Here is a 22,530-nt window from a genome sequence, read left to right as displayed (position 1 = left end):
TCCCCAGCCGCGCGAATCTTAGCTTGGAGGTAGATGTTCTCCGCCTTCCCGTTCGCTCCCGCTTCCCGCATTCCCGAGCGAGCTATGCGCGCGGCACCCACCCTTCTGACGCCCATCGCGGCCCTCCTCTGCGCAGCAGCCTCCGCCGAAGCACAGTACCTGCACGGTAGAGTGATGGACATGGTGACGGGAGAGGGCATCGCCTCTGCCACCGTGCTGGTCCTCAACCCCGATCGTACGGTCCGCGGATCCGTCCTCACGAACGAGGAGGGGTGGTTCGCCCTGCGAACGAGCCCCGGCAGGTTTGTCCTGCGAGTGGAGCGGGCTGGCTACGCGACCACCGCCTCCAGGGAGCTCCCGCTGACCGGGAGCGATACGCTCGATTTTGCCGTCCGGATGCCGCTCCGGCCGACAACACTCGAGGCCGTCACGGTGACGACGCGGGGACCGCCCCTCGACCCGAGCGGATTCTTCACCCGCCGCGACGCTATCGCGGGAACCTTCCTGGGACCGTACGAGGTGGAGCGTCGGCACCCGAACACCCCCGCCGATCTGCTGACCGACATTCCCGGGTTCCAGATCATACCCGGAATGGGGGGGAGTCGTGTGCTGATGACCGGACGTAATCGTTATTGTGAGCCGACCGTCTACGTCGACGGGCGACTCGCCTACCGGGGAACCCAGACCTCGCGTCTGCACGAGAGGAGTGACGAGGACGGGGTGTTCCTCGAATCGCTGGTGAACGCCAACGCCATTCGGGCCGTCGAGGCGTATCAAAGCGGGGCCACCGCACCGGCGCAGTTCCGCCCGGTGGGGCCGATCGGCGGCGGAGATTGTGGCGTGCTCGTCTTCTGGACCCGGCTGGGGCTGGGGTTGGGGTGGTGAAGCGAGTGGGCGGTGCAGGAAAGCGCTGTCGGCACGAGTACGGGCTGCAGACGACCTTCGACAGAAAACGCCATGTTCATCACCCTGCTAATCGTCACCTTCCTCATCGCCACCGCGGTGGCGCTCGTGGTCGCGAAGTGGTTCGCCAACCCTATCGAGCGAATTCTAGGGCAGATCGTCGATCGCGAGATCTCCTACGCCTGGACGATGTACCTCCGCTTCGCCGTCCTGGTGGTCGGGATCTCGAGCGGTGTGCGTATCTTTCAGCTGGAGCGCTACATCACTCCCCCTTACGGGCCCGAGCAGGGAGAGATCCTCTCGCTCACGTCCGAGCGCTGGATTCTCGAGATCTATCGCACCGTGATCGGCACGCTACAGGGGATCGCGTGGGTCCTGCTGGTCTTCTTTGTGGTGGCGCTGCTGGCCTTCGTGATCGTGAGGCTGGGCGAGGCGCGCCTGACGCGGCGCGCCCAGGGGGCGGAGGGGAACGACTGAGCCGGACCGCCTCGCTGGTCCCTCTCTTGCCGGGCACGAAATCTCCCACCATTCCCGGAGGCGCCCATGAAGATCCGCGACCTGCTGCGCGTGAAAGGATCTCTCGTCGTCACGATCACCCCCGACGTCCCCATTCAGGAGGCGATGCGGGTCCTGGTCAACAACGGGATCGGCGCCCTGGTCGTGGTAGACGGGCGGCTGCGGGGGATCATCACCGAGCGCGATCTGCTACGCTGGGGAGCAGAGGACATCCAACGCCTGGCGACCTCGAGAGTACGGGACCTGATGACGGTGGAGCTCATCACCGCGTCGCCGGACGCGGAGATCGAGGAGGTGATGGACATCATGACCGAGAAGCGGATCCGCCACCTCCCGATCGTCGATCAGGGAGCGCTATGCGGCATCATCTCCATCGGCGACGTGGTGAACGCGTTGCGTCAGAGCGTGGAGGTGGAAAACCGCTACCTTCACGCCTATATCGAAGGCACGCCTTTGTGAGCGCGGAAGGCGAGAAGGGTACGGAGAAGGGTGGCCGGGAGCCCGGCCCTCCTTCTCCGTCAGCCGACGCCTATACCTTAGCAACCAGCAGCTTCTCCAACGCGGCGGGGGCGGCCTGCTCGAGGAAGTCGGCCATCTCCTCTTCCTCGCGCAGGCTCTCGCGCAGGATCTCGGCGCACTCCTGCTCACCGAGCGCGTTCGCGACCGCAATGGCCGAGCGATACGCGGCGATCTCGTAGTGCTCGACGCGGAGGCCCGATCCCAGGTCGAACGCTTCGAGTAGCTCCTTCGAGGGCTTCTCTTCCGACTTGAAGGAGTCGTGCTCCTCCCGCAGGCCGATGGCTGCTTCGCACTTTTCGGCCTTGGCCTTCTCGCCGATCGAGGAGAAGGCCTGGTTGAGCCGCTCGATCTGGGTTTCAGTCTCTTGCACGTGCTTCTCCAGCCGCTGCTTGAGCTGGGGATCATTCGCCTCGCGAACGAGGCCCTTGGTCGCGGTCAGAAAGCGACGCTCGGCGTACAGCAGATCTCCCAGCTCGTGTACGAGAAGGTCCTTGGGCTCGGTCATGTTCGGCATGGGCTGCGCTCCTTGCGACGGGTGAGTGACGGATCGTGCTGCCCCTAGCGCAAGAGCCTTGCCTGACCGGAAAGCCCACTTTCATCGGGCCAGCATGGTCATATCCGCCGAATGGGCCCGAGCCATGCGGTGCTTACTAATGCCTTCAATCAAGCGAATATCTATTCCGTGCCCTTGCGCGTTTGAGCGTGTTTTGTCTTAACATGTATTCGCTTGGAAGCCACCGAGGGCACCGAGGTCCGCACTGAGGGCACGGAGGATCGGCGAGCCACTTCCAGGCCCATCCTTCAACCTCGATTGAATCAGTGAGTTGAGGGGGAAGATCCTCCGTGCCCTCCGTGTCCCCTGTGACCTGCGTGGTTTCTCATCCGATCGTCGACCTTCACCCCTCGCTCCGGAGGTGCGCGATGCATGCACGTGTGATCACCGTACAGCTCAAACCTGGCACGGCGGAGGAGGCGACACGGATCTACCGCGAATCGATTCTGCCGGCGGCGCGGCGGCAGCCGGGCTTCCGGCGGGCCATGCTGCTGATCGACCCGATCACCGAGCGCGCCATCTCGATCACCCAGTGGGCCTCCGAGGCGGACCTCGCCGCCAGCGAAACGAGCGGCTACCTTAGGGAACAGGTAGCGAAGCTCACCCCGTTCTTCGCGACCCCGGTGGTCAGCGAGCTCTACTCGGTAGCGGTGGCCTCCAACGGGAGCTCCGCGCCGTATCCGTCTCTGCCCCTGCCGAGCGCGTGATCGCAGGGGTGGGGGAGACCGTGGGAAGTCATCACACATGTCGGTGAGCGAGCGTCAGACGTCTCCCCCGCTCGAGCGAGCGAGGGCGTTCGAATTGGCCGGAGACGAATGCGTCTACGACAGCCGGATCGAGCAGGCCAAGGTTAGCTACGGCTGGGCCATCGATGCTTTCCTGGACGCCCGCTCCTTCGAGGAAGCAATGCGGATCTGCCGCAAGCTGATCCGCCTCTCCCCCGACGTGGTTCGCACCCGCTATACTCTCCTCTTCCTGCTCATCGGTCTCGAGCGCTACGAGGAGGCGCGTTCGGAGCTTCTGGAGTACGCCCGCGTGGTCCGGGAGTCGGGCACCCGGTCCTTCGCCATCCCGCGGCTCCAGCTGCTCGCCCACGTCACTGATGACCCGGAGACCCTGCAGCTGCTGGAGTCGCTTCTCAGCGAGCTGGGAGCGGAGCAGCTCGGCTACTCCACCCACCTCCGGGAGACCGGGTCACCATCACCCAGCGGTGCCGACCGAAGGGAACGCTGGGAGACACTCCTCCCCATTGCCCTGCGGGACGACTGATTCACCCGGGTAGCCGATGCGGCCACCCCGACCATTCCTACCCCACGCATGAAGAAGATCACCCGACGCGAGCTTCTGACCACCTCGGTTCGCCTCGCCACCGGTGCCGCGGCGGCAGCCGCGCTGCCGGGCGTCGCGGCCGCAGCTCCGGCGATCCTCACCAGCCGCTCCCGCAGCCGCCAGGCGCGTATCCGCTTCGCGGCGATCGGGATGAACCACGGCCACATCTACGGGCAGGTGGAGGCGGTGAAACGTGGCGGTGGGGAGCTGGTCTCCTTCTTCTCCGCCGAACCGGACCTCGGCGCCCAGTTCGCACGCCGCTACCCGGATGCAAAGCGGGCGTCGAGCGCGGAGGAGATCCTGGAGGATCCGTCGATCCAGCTCGTCGTATCCGCCACGATCCCGAACCAGCGGGCACCGCTCGGCATCCGCGTGATGCGCGCAGGGAAGGATTACATGAGCGACAAGCCCGGGATCACCACCCTGGAACAGCTCGCCGAGGTACGCCGCGTCCAGGCCGAGACGGGGCGCATCTACTCGATCATGTACAGCGAGCGCTTCGAAAACCGGGCGACGGTCCGCGCCGGTGAGCTGGTCGCGGCCGGGGCGATCGGCGACGTGATTCAGACCATCGGGCTGGGCCCCCATCGGATGAACCCTGAGACGCGTCCGGAGTGGTTCTTCGACCGGGAGGCGTACGGCGGCATCATCTGCGACATCGGGTCGCACCAGCTCGACCAGTTCCTCTTCTTCACCGGTTCCACCTCGGGCGAGATCCTGGCGGCGCAGGTCGGCAACCTTCACCATCCGCAGTACCCGGGAATAGAGGATTTCGGAGATGTGATGGTGCGCGGTGATCGCGGCTCCGGCTATGTTCGCGTAGACTGGTTCACTCCCGACGGGCTACCGACCTGGGGCGACGGTCGGCTGACAGTCCTTGGCAGCGAGGGATACATCGAGGTTCGCAAGAACGTCGATATCGCCGGGCGCGAGGGAGGGAACCATCTCTTTCTGGTAGATCGCGAAGGGGTGAAATACGAAGACTGCGCGACCGTCGACCTCCCCTACGGGCGGCAATTGGTGGACGACGTTCTCAACCGAACCGAGACGGCGATGACGCAGGCGCACTGTTTCCTGGCCACCGAGCTCGCGCTGCGGGCGCAGGCCCAGGCGCGGACCATCACCCCAGGCAGTCCGGGCGCGGGGCGGAGTCGGCCTTCAGGATCGTAACGAATCGGCCGCCGAGCACCTGCTCAGCGGCCGATTTCCTGCGGTCGTCGGGTGAAGCGCTCAGCCGTCGAGGCTGGCGGTCACGGCGCGACGTTCCGCTCGATTGCAAACGACGGTGGCAATGCGATCCACGATTGACCTCGGATTTACACGGTCCCAGCGCGCGGCGTATACGGGCTGGGCCTCGACTCGTACGATGCGGCCCCCGTCGTGGTCGGCAAAGGCGATGATCGCCATCATCCGGCGCTGGCAATCGATCCCTCGGACGGCGACGCTGGAGCGGTAGCGATACCCCTCAGGCGACGTCTGCACCTCGTCGAACTGCCAGCGCGTGCGTACCTGGTAGGTGTGGGGTCCCATGGGGAGGACGTGGGTGGTGTCGAGCTCCAACGCACCGAGCTCCACCCGCTCGAGGGTGATCCAGCGTCCGTCGAGGGCCAGGTCGGGACGAAGTTGCTGCGCCGCTGCGGCGTCTCTGTGGAAGAGGAGGAGACCCACCAGGGCCATAAGGGTGAAGGTGTGGGTGCGGAGGGAACGGTAACGCATGATGGGCTCCTTGTTCTCGCTCGTCGTACCTTCCGGACGGGAGCGGAGAGGGCAAGCCGCGAGCCCTGTGGCGCGTCGGCATTCCGGGCAGCGCGCCGTACAGATCGACGACGTTCGGTCACAACGAGTTAGGGGGAGCCGCTCCAGAGAGGCGTCGCGGCAACCATGCGGCACACAGCCCGAGCTTCGCTGGGCGGGATGCAACTCCTCTGGCAATTTCCCGGTGACGCCGGCGGTCGCGACCCGGCGGCGTCACCAAGCCTGTGCAACCCGTGACGTTGTCATGTCAGTTGAATATACGACTACGGTAAAGCTTTATATCGACGGTTCGCCGTCCGAATGGCTACCCTGCGCGATCGTATACCTGTACGATCGCGACCGGGTCTCCCGCGACGACTTCCTCGGCATGGAGATCACCAACGAGTACGGCGAGGCCACCTTCCGCTTTCGCGCACACGAGTTCGTGGATGTGGATGACCGGCTCGGCGGCTCGCTACCCGAGCTGTATATCAAGGTGTACGGCCGTGATGACCGGTTCATGCTCTCCACCCGCGCGGTGGCCCGGCGCAACGAAGTGCCCTCCTTGATCCGCATCGGCGTGTCGCGAGAGCTCGCGCGCGACCACGGCTTCCTCTGACGGGGTCCTCCCCTCCTCCCACCCGGCCGAGGTGGGCGGTAGTGTTGTATTCCCATCGGCCGAGCGCGAGGCAGTCCCATGAAACAGCTCTTCAATCTCGGTGATCCTAGTCAGCGCTTCACCGATCGCGTGGGCGATTATATGCGGTATCGCCCGGACTACCCCGAGGAGATACTGGATGACCTCAGGGGGGTGGGCCTCGGGCCCGGGGTGGTCGCCGCCGATATCGGCGCGGGGACGGGGATCTTCGCCGAGCTCCTGCTGCGCTCCGGCGCGAATGTCATCGGCGTGGAGCCGAACGACGCGATGCGCGCCGCGGCTGAGACCTTGCTGGGCGAGAACCCCCGCTTTCGCGCGGTGAAGGGGAGCGCCGAAGCCACCGGATTGCCCTACCACAGCGTCGATTTCGTCACCGCCGCGCAGGCGTTCCACTGGTTCGATCCGGTGGCCACCAGACGGGAGTTCGAGCGGATCCTCAAGCCCGGTGGCTGGATCGCTCTCGTGTGGAACTCGCGGCGCCTCGCCTCGACGGCCTTCCTGCTGGAGTACGAGGCGCTGCTGCGTCGCTACGGAACCGACTACGCGGCGGTAGCGAGTCGTTATCCGCACGCGGAGCAGGTGAGGGACTTCTTCGGCGGAGAGGTGATGACGCGCACCATCTCTCATGGCCAGCAACTGGACCGCGAGGGGCTGCGCGGCCGGTTACTCTCCTCCTCTTACACCCCGCCGGAAGGACACCCCGATCGGGCCCCCATGTTGAGCGCACTGGACGAGATCTTCGACCGCCACGCGCAGGACGGTCGGGTGACCATCGAATACGATACCGAACTTCACCTGGGACGCCTGACCTGAGACCAAAGAAAGGAGCTGCAGCAAAGAAAGCGGCCGCGGCGAAACCCTCCACCGCGGCCGGACGTAGGGGCCTCACACTTCTTCGGTGCACCCTGGCGCTATCCAATCATGAACGTCGAGATCTTCTTCGGCCTGACCGCTGTCCTCGCGGTGCTGCTGGGCGGAATCATCATACTCGTACCGGTACTCGGGCTGACCGCCCGGTTCGCCCTCCGGCCGACGCTGGAGGCCTGGGCGCGTCTACGCTCCGATCCCACCCTCAGCGAACAGATCGAGCTGCTGAGCCGTCAGATTGCCCTGGTGGAAGCCGAGCTGCAGCACGTGCAGCACACCGTGCAGGGCCTGGCCGAGGCCCAGGATTTCCAGCGCCGGCTGGAGAGCCCCTCGACCCTCAGTAGGTGATCCGCTCGAGGTACTCGATCGACCTGGGGATGTTATTGATCGGGTCAGTGGTCTCGTCCTCGATGTAGAACTTCTCGACCCCGACCTCCTCCGCCGCGGCCAGGACCGAGGTGTACTCGATCTGTCCCGTGCCGACGGCGACCTGAGCCTCGGCCGGTGCGCTTCCGGTGAAGACGCCGGTCTCGGTTCCCTGGGCCATATCCTTGATGTGCATAAGCTTCCATCGACCCGGATAGCGCTGTAGCAGCGCCACCGGGTCGATGCCCGGGTGCACCGTCCAGAACACGTCCATCTCATAGAACACGCTCTCCGGGTCGGTCTCCGACATCAGGATGTCGAAGGGGATCGTGCCGTCGGGGGCCGGCTCGAATTCGTACCCGTGGTTGTGGTAGTAGAAGCGAAGTCCCCGCTCCCTGGCTGCGGCTCCCCAGCGATTGAAGTCCTGCGCGGTCTGACGCGCCAGCTCAGGGGTGAAGCTCCCCTCGTGCGGAATCCAGGCGACTCCAATGTCGGGCGCGCCGAGAGCCTCCGCCTCGGCGAAGACGACCTCCATACTGTCACGCAGCCGCTCGTAGGGGACGTGCATGGCGCTGGCGCGAAGACCGGCACGATCGAGCTCCTGGCGGAACTGTTCGGCCGTGAGTCCCTGCGTGCCCGCCAGCTCCACCTCGCGGAAGCCCTGCTGGGCGACCCACTGCAGTGTACCGGGAATGTCCTCTGCGAGCTGCTCCCGCACGCTCCAGAGCTGCAGGCCGAGTGGCCCCTCGAAATCGCCGCTGAGGGCGATCCCCCGGGCCGCGGCGCCGGTATCGGCGGTCGCCGTGGTGTCGGCGTTGTCCCCCACCGTGGCGTCCTCCGCGGACGAGCAGGCGCCCACGACAGCGGCAAGGAGCAAGGGCAGCAAGCGGACGGGTAGCAAGCGGTGCGGTCGTTTCATAGCTCAAAGCCTTGGAGGGAAGGATGTGGAACAGGGTCGGAAATAAGGTAGTGAGTCGGAGGCAAGAAGCCAGGAGGTAGGGGTGGGGGCTTGAAGGTAGGAGTCAGGAGCTAGGAGTCAGGAGTCACGAGTTGGGAGGCTGGGAATGGAAGCCAGGAGCCAGAAGCCAGAAGCTAGAAGGCGACAGGCTGATCACCTTGTCACCTTGTCCCTACCGCGAGCGGCTCGCCGGCTTGTGAAGTTCGGCACAGGGCATATAGCTTCTTCCTGTGGTGCACATTCTAGCTTCTAGCTTCTTCATTCTGGCTCCTGGCTTCTGGCTTCTGGCTTCCCAACCTCAACCCCCTGATTCCCTGCCGCCCCCGCGCCGCTCCTACAGCGTCTCGACGGTGGTGGCGCGCGCCGATGCGGTACTGCGGGAGCGCGCGTCGATGCCGATCTGGGTGCGCGGCGAGGTGTCGGGTTGGAAGAAGGTGCGCAGCGGGCACTGCTTCTTCTGCCTGAAGGACGAGAGAGCGGAGCTCTCCTGCGTGCTGTGGGCGGACCGCGCTCGCATGCTGCCGACGCTGCCGAGCGACGGCATGGAAGTGGACGTCAAGGGCCGGCTGGGGATCTACGTGCGGCGCGGCCAGTTCCGCATGGAGGTGGAGGAGGTCGAGGTCACGGGCGGCGAAGGGTTGTGGAACCTCGCCCGCGACCGGCTGATCCAGCAACTCCGCGAAGAAGGGTTGCTGGACGAGTCGCGCAAGCGGCCGCTACCGCGCTTCCCGGAGCGTATCGGACTGGTGACCAGCGCCGGCAGCGCGGCGCTGCAGGACATGTGGAGGACGATGCGCCGCCGCGCCTGGTGGATCCGCCTGGTGGTCAGCCCCAGCGCGGTGGAGGGGGTCGAGGCCGCACCCGAAATCGCCCGGGCCATCCGCCGCTTCGGCACCGACCCGGGACAGACCCCGGTGGACCTGGTGATCATCGCACGCGGGGGCGGGAGCCGCGAATCGCTCTGGGCATTCAATACCGAGCCGGTAGCCCGGGCCATCGCCGCCTGCCCCTTCCCGACCATCTCCGCGGTCGGGCACGAGACCGACTACACGGTGGCGGACTATGTGGCCGACGTCCGCGCCGCCACCCCCACGGCGGGCGCGGAGTATGCTTCCCCGGATGGGACGGAGCTCCTTGCCCGCCTGAACGCCTATCCGGCCGCGCTCACGGCGATTCTCCAGCGCTCACTCGCCGAGTCGGCTGAGGGGCTCGACGAGCGGGCGGACGCGCTTTCCCGTCGCATGCGAAGGCGTCACGCGGGCCTGAAGGAGCGCTTGCGCGCGGCCGAGCGGACGGTGCACGCTCACGCGCCCCGCGAGCACCACCGCCGCATGCGCGAGCGCCTCGAGACGGTACGCACTGCCCTCGCCCGCGCCATGAACGCCCGCGTTCGGGGGGAGACCGAAGCGTTCGCCGACGTGGCCCGGGAGCTCCATCGGTCCATACGTGACCGGGTGGAGCGGCTCGAGCTGGGCCTCGCCGCACGCGCGGCAGGCACCGAGGCGCGCAGCCCGCTCCGCTCGCTGGCGCGCGGCTATGCAGTCGTTACGGTAGACGGCCGGATCCTGCGTGATCCGGCGGAGGCCCCCGCGGGGACTCCCCTTCGCATCCAGGTGGCTCGAGGATCGCTGCGCGCCCGGTCCGAGGGCCCTGAGCCAGAGCAGGAGGATCAGGATGGCTGATTCCACGGCGGGCTCGACCGAGCGGCCGCGCTTGAGCGCCCTCTTTCAGCGGCTCGACGAGATCCTGACCCAGCTCGATCGAGAAGACGTCGATCTCGAGGAGCAGATGGCGCTGTATCGGGAGGCGTGCGGTCATCTCGCCACCGCCCGCGGGATCCTGGATGAGGCTCAGGCCGAGATCGAATTCCTGATGGGCGGTGAGGCCCCGGCTCCTTTCACTCCCGAGCAGCCGGACGGGGCTTCCGATACCGCGTAACCAACGCGGTACCGCAAGCGGGTGTAGCGGTGTAGTATGGTGATATTGCTTCCGGCGGCCGCTGGCCGCCCGCGACCCCGGTGAAAGCGTGAAGGAGTCACCCTGAACGATGCGACCGGGAAGCGCGATCCCTCAAAGAAGGAGGTCCGGCGATGACGTTCAATAGGGTGCTGTCGGTGGCGGCCGTCGCGGTTCTCGCGCTTGGCTTCGCGAGCTCGCCGGCCGCGGCGCAGGAGGCCGAGCTCCGTTCGCTGGAGGTGGGCGACGTGGCCCCCGACTTCTCGGGACTCGCCGACAACGGTGAAATCTGGAACAGCAAGGAGCAGCGGAACGGCAAGATCCTCGTCGTCTACTTCTATCCCGCGGCCATGACGGCTGGTTGCACCACGCAGGCCTGCCTCTTCCGCGACAATCGCACGAAGCTCCTGGAGATGGGAGCCGAGGTGGTGGGCGTGAGTGGTGATCGGGTCGCTAACCTCAAGGCATTCAAGGGGACCAACCGCCTCAACTTCCCGCTCCTGTCCGACACCGCTGGGGTCATCGCGCGCGCTTTCGGGGTGCCGACCCGCGAGGGGGGAAGCATCACCCGCGAAGTGAACGGAGAGGAGATCACGCTTACTCGCGACCTGACGACGGCGCGCTGGACCTTCATCATCGGTCGCGATGGCCGCATCGTCTACAAGGCCACGGACGTCGACCCGGCCGGCGATCCGGCAGAGGTCATTGCCGCGATCGAACGGCTGAACCAGGGCTGAACGGCGCAGCGGGGAGGATGACACGGTCCATGGACGGCGGAATGCGGGCGGCATGCGCGCAGGGGTGCGGGGGTAGCACCGCCGTCGCGGGGCGGCGGTAAGGAATGGCCTGGGTCATCCTCTTCATTGCCGGGCTGCTGGAGGTGGGCTGGGCGGTGGGCCTGAAATACACGGAGGGGTTCACCCGACCGTGGCCGACCCTCTTCACTGCGGTTGCCCTGGTGGGGAGCATGGCGATGCTCGGCCTCGCCGTACGCACGCTCCCTCTCGGCACCGCTTACGCCATCTGGACGGGAATCGGTACGGTGGGGACGGCGATCCTGGGAATGGTGCTCTTTGGAGAGCCCGCGACGGCGGTACGGCTGGTCTGCATCGGGCTGATCGTTTCCGGTATCATCGGGCTGAAGCTGGTCGGTGGGGCCTAGCCGCTTCATCGGGGAAGGCGACGCTCGCGGCAACTGCGCAAGCTATGGCATCACGTGCTGCGGTCGCCACTCGTCGTTGACTTCTCCCAGGCGGAAATCTATTGATACTCATCGGGCGGTGCCGATGCTGACATGGCGCCGCGTAGCTCGAAAGGTGGCGGCCTCTCGAATCCGTCGGGAGGTCGCCCTTTTGTGATCCGTCCACCGAAGCGGCAGGGCGGTCGCACGTGCATTAGAGGACAGCCGTGGGCGAGGGCAGTATTGACGGGCAGATCGTCGAAGATTCGAATGCCGCGCAGGCGGGAGCGGAACAACCGGTCGAGGTGCGACCCGCCCGCCTCGCAGACGTGCCTGCCATCACCCAGTTGCTCGCTGGCTTCGCGCGGCAGGGCATGGTCCGCGACCGCACCGCCGAGGATGTCAAGCGGGACATCGGTGGCTTCCTCGTAGCGGAGGCAGGGGGTCGAGTGGTCGGAAGCGTGGCCCTTCGCATTCACTCGCCCTCCCTGTACGAAATCGCGTCGCTCTCGGTGGCCGAAGGTTTCCACGGTCGCGGGATCGGAAGCCGTCTCATTCAGGCGGCGGTGCTGCGTGCACACGCCCGCGGCGTTCGGCGAGTCTTCGCCTTCACCATGCGCGTGCGGCTGTTCGAGCAGCTGGGGTTCCGGGTGGCGCCGGTCACCGACTTTCCTCAGAAGCTCGCCACCGATTACGGCGGCACCGCTATCGCCGCAGGGCACAAATCGGCGGTGGTTCTCGACCTGGAGGCCTCGCGGGCAGACTGGCTCAAACCCGGGAGCACCACGACCAGACGCGGCGGTGGCTTGGTGAGCGCGGCCGCTAAGACTGGAGCGGATATCCTACCCATAGATCGGAGTGTCTCGAGCATGAATGAAGTGGATCGCACCAGGCATCCCACCATCGCCATCCTCGGCGGGGGGAACCTTGGACGGGCCCTGGCGATGGGCTGGACGGAGGCAGGCTACTGCACGCCGGACCGCATCCGGATCACGCGCCGGCACCCGGAGAAGCTCACCTACTTCGCGGAAGTCGGCTTCCACGTCGGCTCGGACAACCGCGAGGCGGTACGCGAGTCCGATATCATCGTGCTGGCGGTGCAGCCCCAGCAGATCGCCGAGCTCCTGGAGGAGATCCGCTCCGAGATCGACCCCGAGCGCCACCGCATCATCTCGGTCGTATCCGGCGTGAGCATCCGCCAGCTGCGCGAGCCCCTCGGGACCACCGCCCCCATCATTCGGGCAATGCCCAACACGGCGGTCTCGATTGGCGAGTCGATGACCTGTCTCGCCAGCCAGGATCCGTCCGACCCGGTTCTGGCGGAAGCCCAGGAGCTCTTCGATCTGGTCGGTCGAACGGTGGTGATCCCCGAGAACATGATGATCCCGGCCACCGCGCTGTGTGCCTGCGGGATCGCCTTCTTCCTGCGCGCTATCCGCGCCGCCTCGCAGGGCGGAATCGAGATCGGCTTCCATCCTGAGGAGGCGCTGCTCCTGGCCGCCCAGACCGCCAAGGGAGCCGCCTCTCTGCTGCTGAGCCAGGGCCGGCACCCGGAGTCGGAGATCGACCAGGTGACCACCCCGCGCGGCTGCACCATCGCCGGACTGAACGAGATGGAGCACCAGGGCTTCAGCTCGGCGATGATCAAGGGGATCCTGCTGTCCGCCAGCAAGGCCGAGACGTTGTACGCGGAATAGGACGGTCAGCGCCTGGTTGGAGCCCCTGGCACCCGGGTTGCGGCATTCGTCACATCCCGCACAAACGCAGGAGTTCCGGAGGTACCATGCGGCAGAAGGATCGCGAAGCCGGCCTGGAGACCGGGCCCCGAGTGACCGCCGCCGAGGCTCGCCGGATCGGCGAAAAGCTCCTCTTCGTGGACGAGCTCGAGGACACCCTCGAGCAGGTCCGCAGCAACGGTGAACCCGCCGAGCGCATCCAAGCTCTGGAGCGTCGACTCTCCCACGAGCGCGAGACGATCCAGGCGCTGCAAAGCCGGGGCAGCCTCCGCTACGACGAGATCGCCCGCGTGATGGAGGCGATTGATCGCAGCGGCTGAGCTCCCCGTTCGACCATCGAAACCGGGGCCGAGCCGGCCCCGTACTCAAAAACATCTACGGTCACGAGTTCTGGCCCGTCCTGTGCAATAATCGAGGGCGGACCCGAAACGATGAGAGTGTTTAGTCATGCCAGCGAAGACTCCACGCACGGCCTCGAAATCTCCCCGGCCGACCCGTCGCCTCAAGCCAGAAGTCGCAGCGAAATTGGCCGCCCAGCGGCGCCAGGCCGAGTTGCAGGCCCTCTACCAGACCCCTGTCGAGAAGCTCTCTCCGGACGACATCGCGCGAATGAAGGCCGCGTTTCTGCGCGGGTGAGGGTGCGAGGGCACGCTCCAGTGGGGCGTGTCCACCTCTCTACCCCGGGGGTGGCCGGGCAGCGGTGCGCGGCGTAACTTTCGCCGCTCTCATGCCGTTTTCCGGTTTGTCAGAACCGCGCTGCGATGCTGATCCTGCCGTTCCGCCGGTCGTTGGTCCTTCTCTTCTGCGCGACCGCCGCGCTCTCCTGCACCAGCCGAACGCCACCCTCCAACGATCGGGGGGTCCACCTCTCCGAGATTGGCCTGGGCTGGGCGCAATCCTCGGTCAACGCCGTCGTCTTCCGCCAGAGCAGCGTGGTCAGCCATGGCGACCTGCAGTACGCGGCCTACTACGACCCGGAAGGCCGCCTGGTGCTGGCCCGTCGTCGGTTGGGAAGTGATGACTGGGAGCGGCACGTCACGGAGTACCGAGGTAACGTTCGCGACGCCCACAACGCCATCAGCATCGCGGTGGACGGCGAGGGCTACCTGCACGTCGCCTGGGACCATCACGGGCAGCCGCTGAACTACGCGCGCGCGAAGGCGCCCGGCTCCCTGGAGCTGGCGGAGCGCTCCCCCATGACCGGGCAGTACGAGAGTCAGGTCACCTACCCCGGCTTCTACCACCTTCCCGACGGCGATCTCCTCTTCCTGTATCGGGATGGCGCCTCGGGGAGGGGCGACGTGCTGTTGAACCGGTACGACGTCCGGCGTGGGACCTGGATTCCCGTGCAACATCCACTCATCGACGGAGAGGGGGAGAGAAACGCCTACTTCAACCAGCTCGTGGTCGACCGGCGGGGTCGCTGGCACCTCAGCTGGACCTGGCGTGAATCCCCTGACGTCGCATCCAACCACGACGTGCTCTACGCATACTCGGACGACGAGGGACGCACCTGGCGGCGCTCCTCCGGCGAGCCGTACAGGCTACCGATCACCGCGGCGTCGGCGGAGGTGGCGTGGCAGGTTCCCCAGGGGAGTGAGCTGATCAACCAGACGTCGATGGCGGTGGATGCGGAGGGGAGACCTCTGGTGGCGACCTACTGGCGTGAACCGGGGGAGGACGTGCCGCAGTATCGCCTGCTCTGGCACGACGGCCAGGAGTGGAGAATGAGCCAGATCGGCACACGCACCCTTCCGTTTCGGCTGAGCGGCGGAGGGACCAAGCGCATTCCGATCTCACGTCCGCAGGTCGTCGCCGGAAACGATGGCGTCGTGCATGTGATCTTCCGGGACGAGGAGCGCGGGGGCGGAATCTCCATCGCGACCTCGCGATCTCCCGAGCGGGACGACTGGGTGATCGAGGATGTCTGGCGCTCGCCGGTAGGGTTGTGGGAGCCCAGCTACGATCCGACGCTCTGGACGAGGGAGAACCGGCTGCACCTGTTCTATCAGATCGTCGGCCAGGGGGACGGGGAAACGCTGGAGGCGATCGAGCCCCAGATGGCCGGCGTTCTCGAGATCGGGCGGTAGAGCCGGCAGGGACGCAGGGGCCCGCTTACATCTCGACCTGCGCTCCCACCTCGACCACCTGGTTCGGCGGCAGCCGGAAGAAGTCGGTGGCGTTGCGGGCGTTGCGGTTCATCACCCCGAAAAGTTTCTCCCTCCAGATCGCCATGCCCGGCCGCTTGGAGGCGATCACCCGCTCGCGCCCGAGGAAATAGCTCACCTGTCTCGGGTTCACCTCCAGCCCGAACTTCGCCGTGAGTGTCAGGTCACGCGGAACATCGGGATCCTCCATGAAGCCGTAACGCAGGACAATGCGATACAGCCCGTGGCCGAGCGCCTGCACGTCGATGCGCTCGCTCTCGGGAACGTGCGGCGTATCCAGCGACTCGACGGAGAGCAGCAGCACCCGCTCGTGCAGGACCTTGTTGTGCTTCAGGTTATGCAGGAGGGCGGGAGGTGTTGCCGCGGGGTCGCTGTACATGAACACCGCGGTGCCCGGCACCCGCAGGAACTTTTCCCTCTCCAGCTGCTCGGCGAAGGCATCGAAGCTGACGGAGCCTTTGCGGAGCCTCTCCGCCAGCACCGTTCGTCCCTTCTTCCAGGTCGTCATCATGGTGAAGACGACGGCTCCCACCACGAGGGGAAACCAGCCTCCATCGGGCACCTTGATGATGTTCGCGCTCCAGAAGGAGAGATCCACCGCCAGCAGGATCGCCGCCAGGGCCAGCGCCCGCGGCCATCCCCACCTCCAACGAATGAGCGCCACGGCGGTGAAGAGCAGGGTGGCGAAGACCATGTCGGTGGTGACCGCCACCCCGTACGCCCCGGCGAGCGCGCTGGACGAGCCAAAGCCCAGGACGAGCGAGATGCACCCGATCATGAGGGCCCAGTTCACACCGGCGATGTAGATCTGGCCGATGGTCGTGGGCGAGGTGTGCTCGATCTCCATCCTCGGCAGGTAACCGAGCTGAACCGCCTGTCGGGTGAGCGAGAAGGCGCCGGAAATGACCGCCTGCGACGCGATCACCGTGGCGACGGTGGCGAGCACTACCAGAGGCATCAGCGCCCAGGGCGGAGCGAGTCGGAAGAAGGGATTCTGGATCGCCTGCGGCCGCTGCAGGAGGAGGGCCCCCTGCCCGAAGTAGTTGAGCAGGAGCGCGGGGAAAACCACGGTGAACCAGGCGAACCGGATCGGTCGGATGCCGAAGTGCCCCAGGTCGGCATATAGGGCTTCGCCTCCGGTGACCACCAGGAAGACCGAGCCGAGCACCAGCAAGCCGTGCCAGCCATTACGCAGAAAGAAATCGGCCCCGTATAGCGGGTTGATCGCGGTAAGCACACGCGGCACTCGCACGACCTGGGCTGCCCCCAGCGCTCCCATGGTGGTGAACCAGAGTAACGTTACGGGTCCGAAGAGCTTCGCGATCCTCTCGGTGCCCCTCCGCTGCAGAGCGAAGAGCACGAGCAGGATCACGATGGTCACCGGCACCACGTATGGACGAAAGACCGGGGTGACGATGGCCAGCCCTTCAACCGCCGAGAGCACTGAGATCGCGGGCGTGATCACCCCGTCGCCGTAGAGGAGCGCGGTCCCGAACAGCCCCATCAGTATCAGCACCCTACCGCGCGGGCGCCGCCCGGTCCTCCGCGGCGTCACCAGTGCGGTGAGGGCGAGAATCCCGCCCTCGCCCTGATTGTCGGCCCTCAGGATGAAGATCAGGTACTTGATGCAGATGACGATCGTCAGCGCCCAGAAGATCAGCGAGAGGACGCCCAGGATGTTGGCATCGGTGAAGGGGATGCCGTGCGATTCGTGGAAGCTTTCGCGAAAGGCGTAGAGGGGACTGGTCCCGATATCGCCGAAGACGATCCCGAGTGCGGCGAGGCCGAGAGGGAGGAGGTCCCCGTGCGCCTGGCCGCTCTGCGCGGCCGCGGCCGCGGCGGGCGCAGCACTCTGCGGGGCTAAGCCATCTAGAGAGCCTTCGTCAGCATCCATCGAAGCAATACTGTCCGTTCGAGTTCCATCGCGCTGAAGCTCAGGTCGCTACGTCATTCGGCGTTTCGGCAAGCGACGGCGCCCGCACTCCCCGGGAGGGACTGCCAATCGAAGTCCCGCATCGCGTCAAGGATCGAGCGCTGCCCGACAATACGCTATCGGATGTCGCGAGTCTACGGCCGCCCGACGTAGCGCCGAGCGGAGGGGCTCAGCCGACCAGCATCCGCAGCCCGGCGGCCAGGGTCAGCAGAAGCGCCGCCGCCTCGAACATGCGCTGGTTCATGTGGCTGATGACCCAGCGTCCGGAGAGCGCACCAGCAATCGCGAAGGGCGCCATGCGGAGACTCAGTCCGAGCGAATCGAAGTCGATCAGACCCAGACCGATGCTGAAGGGCACCTTGAAGAGGTTCAGGACAAGGAAGAACCAGGCAGCCGTGCCCACGAAGGTGTACTTCGGCAGCCGCATGGCGAGCAGATACAGGATCATCAGCGGCCCCGCCGCGTTTGCGATCATCGTGGTAAAGCCGGCGCCGAGACCGGTGAGCGCCACCAGCCACCGGTTGGGATTTTCCTCGATCGGCAGATGGCCTTCGCGCCGCTGGAAGAGCTGCAGCGCGGTGAGCGCGACCAGGATCCCCCCGATTACCGTGCGCACCAGCTCGTCGTTCATCGAGCCGAAGGCCACGAAGCCGATCAGCACGCCCGCACCGGCCCAGGGGAAGAGGCGAGCGAGGTGGGACCAGCTCGCGTCGCGCCGATAGACGCTTACCGCCACGAAATCGGTGAGGACGAGGATCACCAGGAGGATGCCAACCGACTCGCGCGCGGGCAGAACGGTGGCATAGATGGCCACCGAGAGGATGCCGAGACCGGCGATCCCGGTCTTCGCGAGGCCTACCAAAGCCGCCCCGACGGCGGCCAGCACCCATTGCCAGAGATCCAGCTGGAGGCTCACGGGCGGGGCTCGCCCGGCCCCGGGAAGAGGCCCGAAGGCCACTCGCGATCCTGCACCGGAGCGAGGAGAGCGCGCAGCTCCTCCGTGGCCTCCGGATGAGGATCCGGCTCGAGCGCGCGCAGGCTGGTCTGCAGCTCGGCCAGGGTTCGCACACCGACCAGGGTGGAGTGCGCGGGGGAGCCGAGGGCGAAGCGAAGGGCGATCTCGGCGAGGTCCAAACCACGGCTCCTGCACCATTCGGCGGCCTGCCGACCCGCCTCGAGCACCTCTGACGGAGCCGGGTGCCAGGGAGGCGGGCCGCCCGGCGAGAGGACGCCCATGTGTAGGGGGGAGGCGTTGATCAACCCCATAGAACGGGTCTGGACGGCCGGCGCGAGAACCGACGCGAGACGCGTATTGAGGAGGTTGTAGTGGCAGTACGAGAGCACGACGTCGAGCTCCGCACCCTCCACGGCGTCCCGAAGCACCTCCAGCGGGAAGCCGGTCACCCCGATGAAGCGCACCTTTCCCTGCTCCTTCAGCCGGTGCAGCGCGGGCACCGTCTCATCGAGAATCCGGGATAGCGGAGCGAACTCGATGTCGTGCGCGAGGAAGATGTCGATGACGTCGGTCTGCAGACGTCGCAGGCTCTCCTCCACCGACCGCGTCACCCGCGCGGCGGAGAAGTCGAAGCCGGCCGGCGGATCGCGGTCGTAACGACCGACCTTGGTGGCGAGCACCACGCGGTCGCGCTTTCCGCGGAGGTAGTGGCCGAGCCGCTCCTCCGCGAGCGTCCGGCCGTAGTACGGTGAGACGTCGACCAGATTGATACCGCTGTCCACCGCCGCGTCGAAGGCGCGCCGTCCCTCGGTCGCGTCCATCGGCCCGTACTCATCGCCCAGCGTCGCGCCACCAAAGCCGAGCACCGACACGCTGAGGCCGGTGGAACCGAGTTGCCTGTATTCCATGAAGTCCGTTCGGTTCGCAGATCTGCGCCCCGCGGTGCGGCGGGGGCGGAGCGGCGGATAGGAATAGACCCTCGGGTCGGGTGAGGCAACCCGATGGCGGCGGCCCGGACTTGCTCGGATTTCCTCATCGTCGCACCTTGTCGGCCGGACGCCGCCGGACGATGGGCGCGCGATGGATCGTAGCGTCGGTCGGCGTCGTCCTCGAATCCGCTGGTTCGCCCTGAACCCACAGCAGAGGATCCATGCACACGATCCGCTTCCGGAGCGTGGGCCCCGCCCTCGCCGTTGCCCTGCTCTTTGCGGCCTGCGCGAGCGACGAACCCGAGACCTCCATGAACGAATCCGCGAGCCAGAGCGTGAGCCAGGCTCCCTACGGGACGACCCCCGACGGGGAGCAGGTGACGCAGTACACCTTCCGCAACGCCAACGGCATGGAGGTGAGCGTCATCAACTTCGGCGGCATCATTACCAACCTGCGTGTTCCCGACGCCAACGGAGGCCTGGCCGACGTGGTGCTGGGCTTCGACTCGCTGGCGGGGTACGTGGGAGAGCATCCGTACTTTGGCGCGCTCATTGGCCGCTACGGAAACCGCATCGCCAATGGCCGCTTCACGCTCGACGGCGTGACCTACGAGCTGCCGATCAACAACGGCCCCAACAGCCTGCACGGCGGCGAGCGAGGCTTCGACAAGGTGGTCTGGACAGCCGAGCCCTTCGAGAACGAGCAGGGGCGTGGAGTGATCCTCACCCACACCAGTCCGGATGGCGACCAGGGATACCCCGGCACGCTCCAGGTGAGGGTGACCTACACGCTGACCGACGACAACGAGCTGATCTTCGACTACCACGCCACGACGGACAAGGCGACGCCGGTCAACCTCACCCAGCACACCTACTTCAACCTCGCCGGCCACGGCTCGGGCACCATCCTCGACCACGAGATGATGCTCAACGCCTCCCGCTTCACCCCGGTGGACAGCGCGCTCATCCCCACCGGCGAGCTGCGGCCGGTGGAGGGAACGCCCTTCGACTTCCGTGAGCCGACGCCGATCGGGGCGCGGATCCGGCAGGACGACGAGCAGCTTCGCTTCGGAGGCGGCTACGACCACAACTTCGTGATCGACCGCGCGGAGGGCGATTCGCTGGTCCTCGCGGCCAGGGTGCGCGAGCCGACCAGCGGGCGGGTGATGGAGGTGCTCACGACCGAGCCCGGCGTGCAGTTCTACACCGGCAACTTCCTGGACGGCTCCCTCACCGGTAAGGAAGGCGTGGTCTACGCCCACCGCACCGGCTTCTGCCTGGAGACCCAGCACTTCCCGGATTCGCCGAACAAGCCGGACTTCCCATCCACCATTCTCGAACCTGGAGAGGAGTACACCTCGCGGACGGTCTACAGGTTCTCGGCGGAGTAGGCGCCGGCAACAATTACGAATTACGAATTACGAATTGCCTGACGGTAATTTTGAATCATGAATTTTGAATTTTGAATCAGGGATAGCCCCCGCGACCTCTGTTCCGTTCCCTGCGGCCGCTGGGGTTTGCCGGTAATTCGTAATTCGTAACTCGTAATTCAAAATTCAAAATTCCTCCCCGGCCCGCCCACCCTGAACCACCGGTAGCCGAAGGCGTTCATGGGGATGGTGGCGCGGCCGGACTTGTTGACGGGCACCTCTTCGTCGTCGAGGAGATCGGTGAGGCGGTCGTGGCCGGGGAGGCCGATGCGGAGATCGGCTTCGCGTGGGCTGTAATCGAAGTTGTGCAGCACGAGCACCGAGTTTCCGCGCCAGTCGTAGCGTAGCGCCAGTACCTCGTCGCAGCCCGGGTCGAGGATCTCGAACGTGCCCCAGCCGATTTCAGGGCACTCCTTCCGCAGGCGGATCATGCGGCTGGTCCAGGAAAGCAGCGAGTCGGGGTCGCGGCGCTGCGCTTCCACGTTCACCCGCTCGTACGACCAGACTCCCTCCGAAACCACGGGCAGGTAGGTCTTTTCCGCTGCCGAGAATCCCGCATTTCGCTCGGCGGACCACTGCATAGGCGTGCGCACCGCGTCCCGCTCCTTCAGGGTGAGATCGTCCCCCATCCCGATCTCGTCTCCATAGCGCAGGATCGGCGACCCCGGGAGAGAGAAGAGAACGCTGTAGGCGAGCTCGAGGTGCGGACGGTCACCGAGCATGGGGGCCAGGCGGCGGCGGATTCCGCGGCCGTAGAGCTGCATCCGCTTCTCGGGGCCGAACCGCTCGAAGACACGCGCGCGCTGCTCCTCGGTGAGGCGGCCGAGGTCGAGCTCGTCATGGTTGCGGAGGAAGTGCGCCCACTGGCCGAGCTCGGGGATATCCCGGGTCGCTTCGAGGGCGGAGCGGAGGGGGCGGGTATCGGCGGAGGCGAGGGCGTAGAAGAGGTGCTGGTTGACAAAGAAGTTGAACATCATGTGGATGCCGCCGGTCCCGTTTCCCTCGAAATAAGGGCGGGTTTGCCCTGGGGGAACGTTGGCTTCGCCGAGGAGGACGGCGTCACCTACGCGCCACTGCAGGAAGGCGCGGATCTCGGAGAGATAGTCGAAGTTGAGCTTTCCCTGCGAGCGGCCGGGCACGGTGGATTCGATGACGAAAGGCAGCGCGTCGACCCGGAAGCCGGCGACACCGAGCTGAAGCCAGAACCCCATGATGCGGCAGGCCTCCGCCCGTACGCGGGGGTTGTCCATGTTGAGGTCGGGCTGGTGCCGGTAGAACCGGTGGTAGTAGTACTCCTTTGCCTTCCGGTCGAGGGTCCAGGTGCTCTTCTGCACTCCGGGAAAGACCATCCCCTCCTTCCAGTCGGACGGACGCTCCGGCGACCACACGAACCAGTCCCGAAAGCGGGAGTCGGGGCTGCTCCGCGCCTCCTGAAACCACTCGTGCTGATCGGAGGTGTGGTTGATGACGAGGTCGATGATGACGCGCAACCCCCGACTCGCGGCCTGGTGCATGAACTCGACGAAGTCGCCGCCGGAGCCGTGGCGCGGATCGACCGAGTAGAAGTCGGAGATGTCGTACCCGTTGTCCTTGTTCGGCGTACGCTGGAAGGGCGCCAGCCAGAGCGTGTCGACTCCCAGTGACTCGAGGTAGTCGAGGCGGCGGATCAAGCCCGCGAAGTCGCCCACCCCATCCCCGTTGGAGTCCATGAAGCTCTCCAGATCGAGGCTGTAGGTGATAGCGTTCCGGTACCAGAGGTCGTCGATCATGGCGGAAGATGTGGTTCGCTGAGCCCGGAGTTGATTTTGTGGACGGGGAGGGTGGTCGCAAGAGCGGATCC

The 22,530-nt window shown here is 66.2% G+C and carries 24 protein-coding genes; 17 read left to right on the top strand and 7 right to left on the bottom strand.

Features of this window, described 5'->3' with window-relative positions; genetic code table 11:
- The first annotated feature begins 33 nt into the window (after window positions 1-33).
- The 3 genes from VF167_00865 to VF167_00855 all read left to right on the top strand — a co-directional run bounded on the left by VF167_00865 (window position 34) and on the right by VF167_00855 (window position 1,878).
- The gene (locus VF167_00865; GenBank protein ID HEX6923950.1) at window positions 34-885 is read left to right on the top strand and encodes a carboxypeptidase-like regulatory domain-containing protein; all 852 of its coding nucleotides are present in this window, start codon (window positions 34-36) and stop codon (window positions 883-885) included.
- Window positions 886-957: 72 nt separating this feature from the next.
- A complete protein-coding gene (locus VF167_00860; GenBank protein ID HEX6923949.1) occupies window positions 958-1,380 on the top strand; it encodes a hypothetical protein in 423 nt (140 codons plus the stop codon).
- Window positions 1,381-1,446: 66 nt separating this feature from the next.
- Window positions 1,447-1,878 (top strand): CBS domain-containing protein, encoded by a 432-nt coding sequence (locus VF167_00855; GenBank protein ID HEX6923948.1) that lies wholly within the window; start codon window positions 1,447-1,449, stop codon window positions 1,876-1,878.
- A 70-nt stretch (window positions 1,879-1,948) separates the two neighbouring features.
- On the opposite strand, the gene VF167_00850 is transcribed toward VF167_00855, so the two are convergent.
- Entirely contained in the window at window positions 1,949-2,452 is a 504-nt protein-coding gene (locus VF167_00850; protein ID HEX6923947.1) for a ferritin-like domain-containing protein, read from the bottom strand.
- 407 nt (window positions 2,453-2,859) lie between these two features.
- Between VF167_00850 and VF167_00845 the strand changes: the two genes are divergently transcribed.
- From VF167_00845 to VF167_00835, 3 genes are read left to right on the top strand one after another with little or no spacing between them, the layout of a single operon-like run.
- On the top strand, window positions 2,860-3,198 hold the full coding sequence (locus VF167_00845; protein ID HEX6923946.1) for an antibiotic biosynthesis monooxygenase: 339 nt from the start codon (window positions 2,860-2,862) through the stop codon (window positions 3,196-3,198).
- A gap of 37 nt (window positions 3,199-3,235) precedes the next feature.
- On the top strand, window positions 3,236-3,760 hold the full coding sequence (locus VF167_00840) for a hypothetical protein (GenBank protein HEX6923945.1): 525 nt from the start codon (window positions 3,236-3,238) through the stop codon (window positions 3,758-3,760).
- A 48-nt stretch (window positions 3,761-3,808) separates the two neighbouring features.
- Entirely contained in the window at window positions 3,809-4,990 is a 1,182-nt protein-coding gene (locus tag VF167_00835) for a Gfo/Idh/MocA family oxidoreductase (GenBank protein HEX6923944.1), read from the top strand.
- A gap of 60 nt (window positions 4,991-5,050) precedes the next feature.
- On the opposite strand, the gene VF167_00830 is transcribed toward VF167_00835, so the two are convergent.
- Window positions 5,051-5,536 carry a surface-adhesin E family protein gene (locus tag VF167_00830; GenBank protein HEX6923943.1) on the bottom strand — a complete coding sequence of 162 codons (486 nt, stop codon included), beginning with the start codon at window positions 5,534-5,536 and terminating at the stop codon, window positions 5,051-5,053.
- Between the two features lie 283 nt (window positions 5,537-5,819).
- Between VF167_00830 and VF167_00825 the strand changes: the two genes are divergently transcribed.
- From VF167_00825 to VF167_00815, 3 genes are all read left to right on the top strand, one after another.
- Entirely contained in the window at window positions 5,820-6,173 is a 354-nt protein-coding gene (locus VF167_00825; protein HEX6923942.1) for a hypothetical protein, read from the top strand.
- 78 nt (window positions 6,174-6,251) lie between these two features.
- Complete coding sequence (locus tag VF167_00820) at window positions 6,252-7,025, top strand: class I SAM-dependent methyltransferase (protein HEX6923941.1); 774 nt, start codon at window positions 6,252-6,254, stop codon at window positions 7,023-7,025.
- 108 nt (window positions 7,026-7,133) lie between these two features.
- Window positions 7,134-7,427 (top strand): hypothetical protein, encoded by a 294-nt coding sequence (locus VF167_00815; protein HEX6923940.1) that lies wholly within the window; start codon window positions 7,134-7,136, stop codon window positions 7,425-7,427.
- On the opposite strand, the gene VF167_00810 is transcribed toward VF167_00815, so the two are convergent.
- Window positions 7,417-8,364, bottom strand: a complete 948-nt coding sequence (locus VF167_00810) for a sugar phosphate isomerase/epimerase (protein HEX6923939.1) — start codon at window positions 8,362-8,364, stop codon at window positions 7,417-7,419. The genes VF167_00815 and VF167_00810 overlap by 11 nt on opposite strands.
- 269 nt (window positions 8,365-8,633) lie before the next feature.
- On the opposite strand from VF167_00810, the gene xseA reads away from it, so the two are divergent.
- The 7 genes from xseA to VF167_00775 all read left to right on the top strand — a co-directional run bounded on the left by xseA (window position 8,634) and on the right by VF167_00775 (window position 15,365).
- Complete coding sequence (xseA, locus tag VF167_00805) at window positions 8,634-10,085, top strand: exodeoxyribonuclease VII large subunit (protein HEX6923938.1); 1,452 nt, start codon at window positions 8,634-8,636, stop codon at window positions 10,083-10,085.
- The gene (gene xseB, locus VF167_00800) at window positions 10,078-10,341 is read left to right on the top strand and encodes an exodeoxyribonuclease VII small subunit (protein ID HEX6923937.1); all 264 of its coding nucleotides are present in this window, start codon (window positions 10,078-10,080) and stop codon (window positions 10,339-10,341) included. Before xseA ends, xseB begins: the two co-directional genes overlap by 8 nt.
- Window positions 10,342-10,493: 152 nt before the next feature.
- Complete coding sequence (locus VF167_00795) at window positions 10,494-11,096, top strand: peroxiredoxin (protein HEX6923936.1); 603 nt, start codon at window positions 10,494-10,496, stop codon at window positions 11,094-11,096.
- A gap of 104 nt (window positions 11,097-11,200) precedes the next feature.
- Entirely contained in the window at window positions 11,201-11,521 is a 321-nt protein-coding gene (sugE, locus tag VF167_00790) for a quaternary ammonium compound efflux SMR transporter SugE (GenBank protein HEX6923935.1), read from the top strand.
- A gap of 245 nt (window positions 11,522-11,766) precedes the next feature.
- The gene (gene proC, locus VF167_00785) at window positions 11,767-13,236 is read left to right on the top strand and encodes a pyrroline-5-carboxylate reductase (GenBank protein HEX6923934.1); all 1,470 of its coding nucleotides are present in this window, start codon (window positions 11,767-11,769) and stop codon (window positions 13,234-13,236) included.
- 86 nt (window positions 13,237-13,322) lie between these two features.
- The gene (locus VF167_00780) at window positions 13,323-13,595 is read left to right on the top strand and encodes a hypothetical protein (protein HEX6923933.1); all 273 of its coding nucleotides are present in this window, start codon (window positions 13,323-13,325) and stop codon (window positions 13,593-13,595) included.
- 441 nt (window positions 13,596-14,036) lie between these two features.
- Entirely contained in the window at window positions 14,037-15,365 is a 1,329-nt protein-coding gene (locus VF167_00775) for a BNR repeat-containing protein (GenBank protein ID HEX6923932.1), read from the top strand.
- 25 nt (window positions 15,366-15,390) lie between these two features.
- Here VF167_00775 and VF167_00770 read toward each other — a convergent pair whose 3' ends face one another.
- The 3 genes from VF167_00770 to VF167_00760 form a co-directional block, all read right to left on the bottom strand.
- Entirely contained in the window at window positions 15,391-17,337 is a 1,947-nt protein-coding gene (locus VF167_00770) for a potassium transporter Kup (protein HEX6923931.1), read from the bottom strand.
- A gap of 208 nt (window positions 17,338-17,545) precedes the next feature.
- Window positions 17,546-18,292, bottom strand: a complete 747-nt coding sequence (locus tag VF167_00765; protein ID HEX6923930.1) for a sulfite exporter TauE/SafE family protein — start codon at window positions 18,290-18,292, stop codon at window positions 17,546-17,548.
- Window positions 18,289-19,239: an aldo/keto reductase gene (locus tag VF167_00760; protein ID HEX6923929.1), complete on the bottom strand. Its 951-nt coding sequence runs from the start codon at window positions 19,237-19,239 to the stop codon at window positions 18,289-18,291. Before VF167_00760 ends, VF167_00765 begins: the two co-directional genes overlap by 4 nt.
- 242 nt (window positions 19,240-19,481) lie before the next feature.
- On the opposite strand from VF167_00760, the gene VF167_00755 reads away from it, so the two are divergent.
- On the top strand, window positions 19,482-20,651 hold the full coding sequence (locus VF167_00755) for an aldose epimerase family protein (protein ID HEX6923928.1): 1,170 nt from the start codon (window positions 19,482-19,484) through the stop codon (window positions 20,649-20,651).
- 158 nt (window positions 20,652-20,809) lie between these two features.
- Here VF167_00755 and VF167_00750 read toward each other — a convergent pair whose 3' ends face one another.
- Window positions 20,810-22,459 carry an alpha-amylase family protein gene (locus VF167_00750; protein HEX6923927.1) on the bottom strand — a complete coding sequence of 550 codons (1,650 nt, stop codon included), beginning with the start codon at window positions 22,457-22,459 and terminating at the stop codon, window positions 20,810-20,812.
- Window positions 22,460-22,530 lie beyond the last annotated feature (71 nt).

The sequence above is a fragment of the Longimicrobiaceae bacterium genome (genome assembly GCA_036375715.1).
Lineage (GTDB): Bacteria > Gemmatimonadota > Gemmatimonadetes > Longimicrobiales > Longimicrobiaceae > DASVBS01.
The sequence above is the reverse complement of the archived record's forward strand: the minus strand, read 5'-3'. Positions and strand labels throughout refer to the sequence as shown.

Bases quoted from the DNA above. Each gene is read 5' to 3' on its own strand.
- VF167_00865 (HEX6923950.1), top strand. From the start codon at position 34: ATGTTCTCCGCCTTCCCGTTCGCTCCCGCTTCCCGCATTCCCGAGCGA.
- VF167_00860 (HEX6923949.1), top strand. From the start codon at position 958: ATGTTCATCACCCTGCTAATCGTCACCTTCCTCATCGCCACCGCGGTG.
- VF167_00855 (HEX6923948.1), top strand. From the start codon at position 1,447: ATGAAGATCCGCGACCTGCTGCGCGTGAAAGGATCTCTCGTCGTCACG.
- VF167_00850 (HEX6923947.1), bottom strand. From the start codon at position 2,452: ATGCCGAACATGACCGAGCCCAAGGACCTTCTCGTACACGAGCTGGGA.
- VF167_00845 (HEX6923946.1), top strand. From the start codon at position 2,860: ATGCATGCACGTGTGATCACCGTACAGCTCAAACCTGGCACGGCGGAG.
- VF167_00840 (HEX6923945.1), top strand. From the start codon at position 3,236: ATGTCGGTGAGCGAGCGTCAGACGTCTCCCCCGCTCGAGCGAGCGAGG.
- VF167_00835 (HEX6923944.1), top strand. From the start codon at position 3,809: ATGAAGAAGATCACCCGACGCGAGCTTCTGACCACCTCGGTTCGCCTC.
- VF167_00830 (HEX6923943.1), bottom strand. From the start codon at position 5,536: ATGCGTTACCGTTCCCTCCGCACCCACACCTTCACCCTTATGGCCCTG.
- VF167_00825 (HEX6923942.1), top strand. From the start codon at position 5,820: ATGTCAGTTGAATATACGACTACGGTAAAGCTTTATATCGACGGTTCG.
- VF167_00820 (HEX6923941.1), top strand. From the start codon at position 6,252: ATGAAACAGCTCTTCAATCTCGGTGATCCTAGTCAGCGCTTCACCGAT.
- VF167_00815 (HEX6923940.1), top strand. From the start codon at position 7,134: ATGAACGTCGAGATCTTCTTCGGCCTGACCGCTGTCCTCGCGGTGCTG.
- VF167_00810 (HEX6923939.1), bottom strand. From the start codon at position 8,364: ATGAAACGACCGCACCGCTTGCTACCCGTCCGCTTGCTGCCCTTGCTC.
- xseB (HEX6923937.1), top strand. From the start codon at position 10,078: ATGGCTGATTCCACGGCGGGCTCGACCGAGCGGCCGCGCTTGAGCGCC.
- VF167_00795 (HEX6923936.1), top strand. From the start codon at position 10,494: ATGACGTTCAATAGGGTGCTGTCGGTGGCGGCCGTCGCGGTTCTCGCG.
- sugE (HEX6923935.1), top strand. From the start codon at position 11,201: ATGGCCTGGGTCATCCTCTTCATTGCCGGGCTGCTGGAGGTGGGCTGG.
- VF167_00780 (HEX6923933.1), top strand. From the start codon at position 13,323: ATGCGGCAGAAGGATCGCGAAGCCGGCCTGGAGACCGGGCCCCGAGTG.
- VF167_00775 (HEX6923932.1), top strand. From the start codon at position 14,037: ATGCTGATCCTGCCGTTCCGCCGGTCGTTGGTCCTTCTCTTCTGCGCG.
- VF167_00770 (HEX6923931.1), bottom strand. From the start codon at position 17,337: ATGGATGCTGACGAAGGCTCTCTAGATGGCTTAGCCCCGCAGAGTGCT.
- VF167_00760 (HEX6923929.1), bottom strand. From the start codon at position 19,239: ATGGAATACAGGCAACTCGGTTCCACCGGCCTCAGCGTGTCGGTGCTC.
- VF167_00755 (HEX6923928.1), top strand. From the start codon at position 19,482: ATGCACACGATCCGCTTCCGGAGCGTGGGCCCCGCCCTCGCCGTTGCC.
- VF167_00750 (HEX6923927.1), bottom strand. From the start codon at position 22,459: ATGATCGACGACCTCTGGTACCGGAACGCTATCACCTACAGCCTCGAT.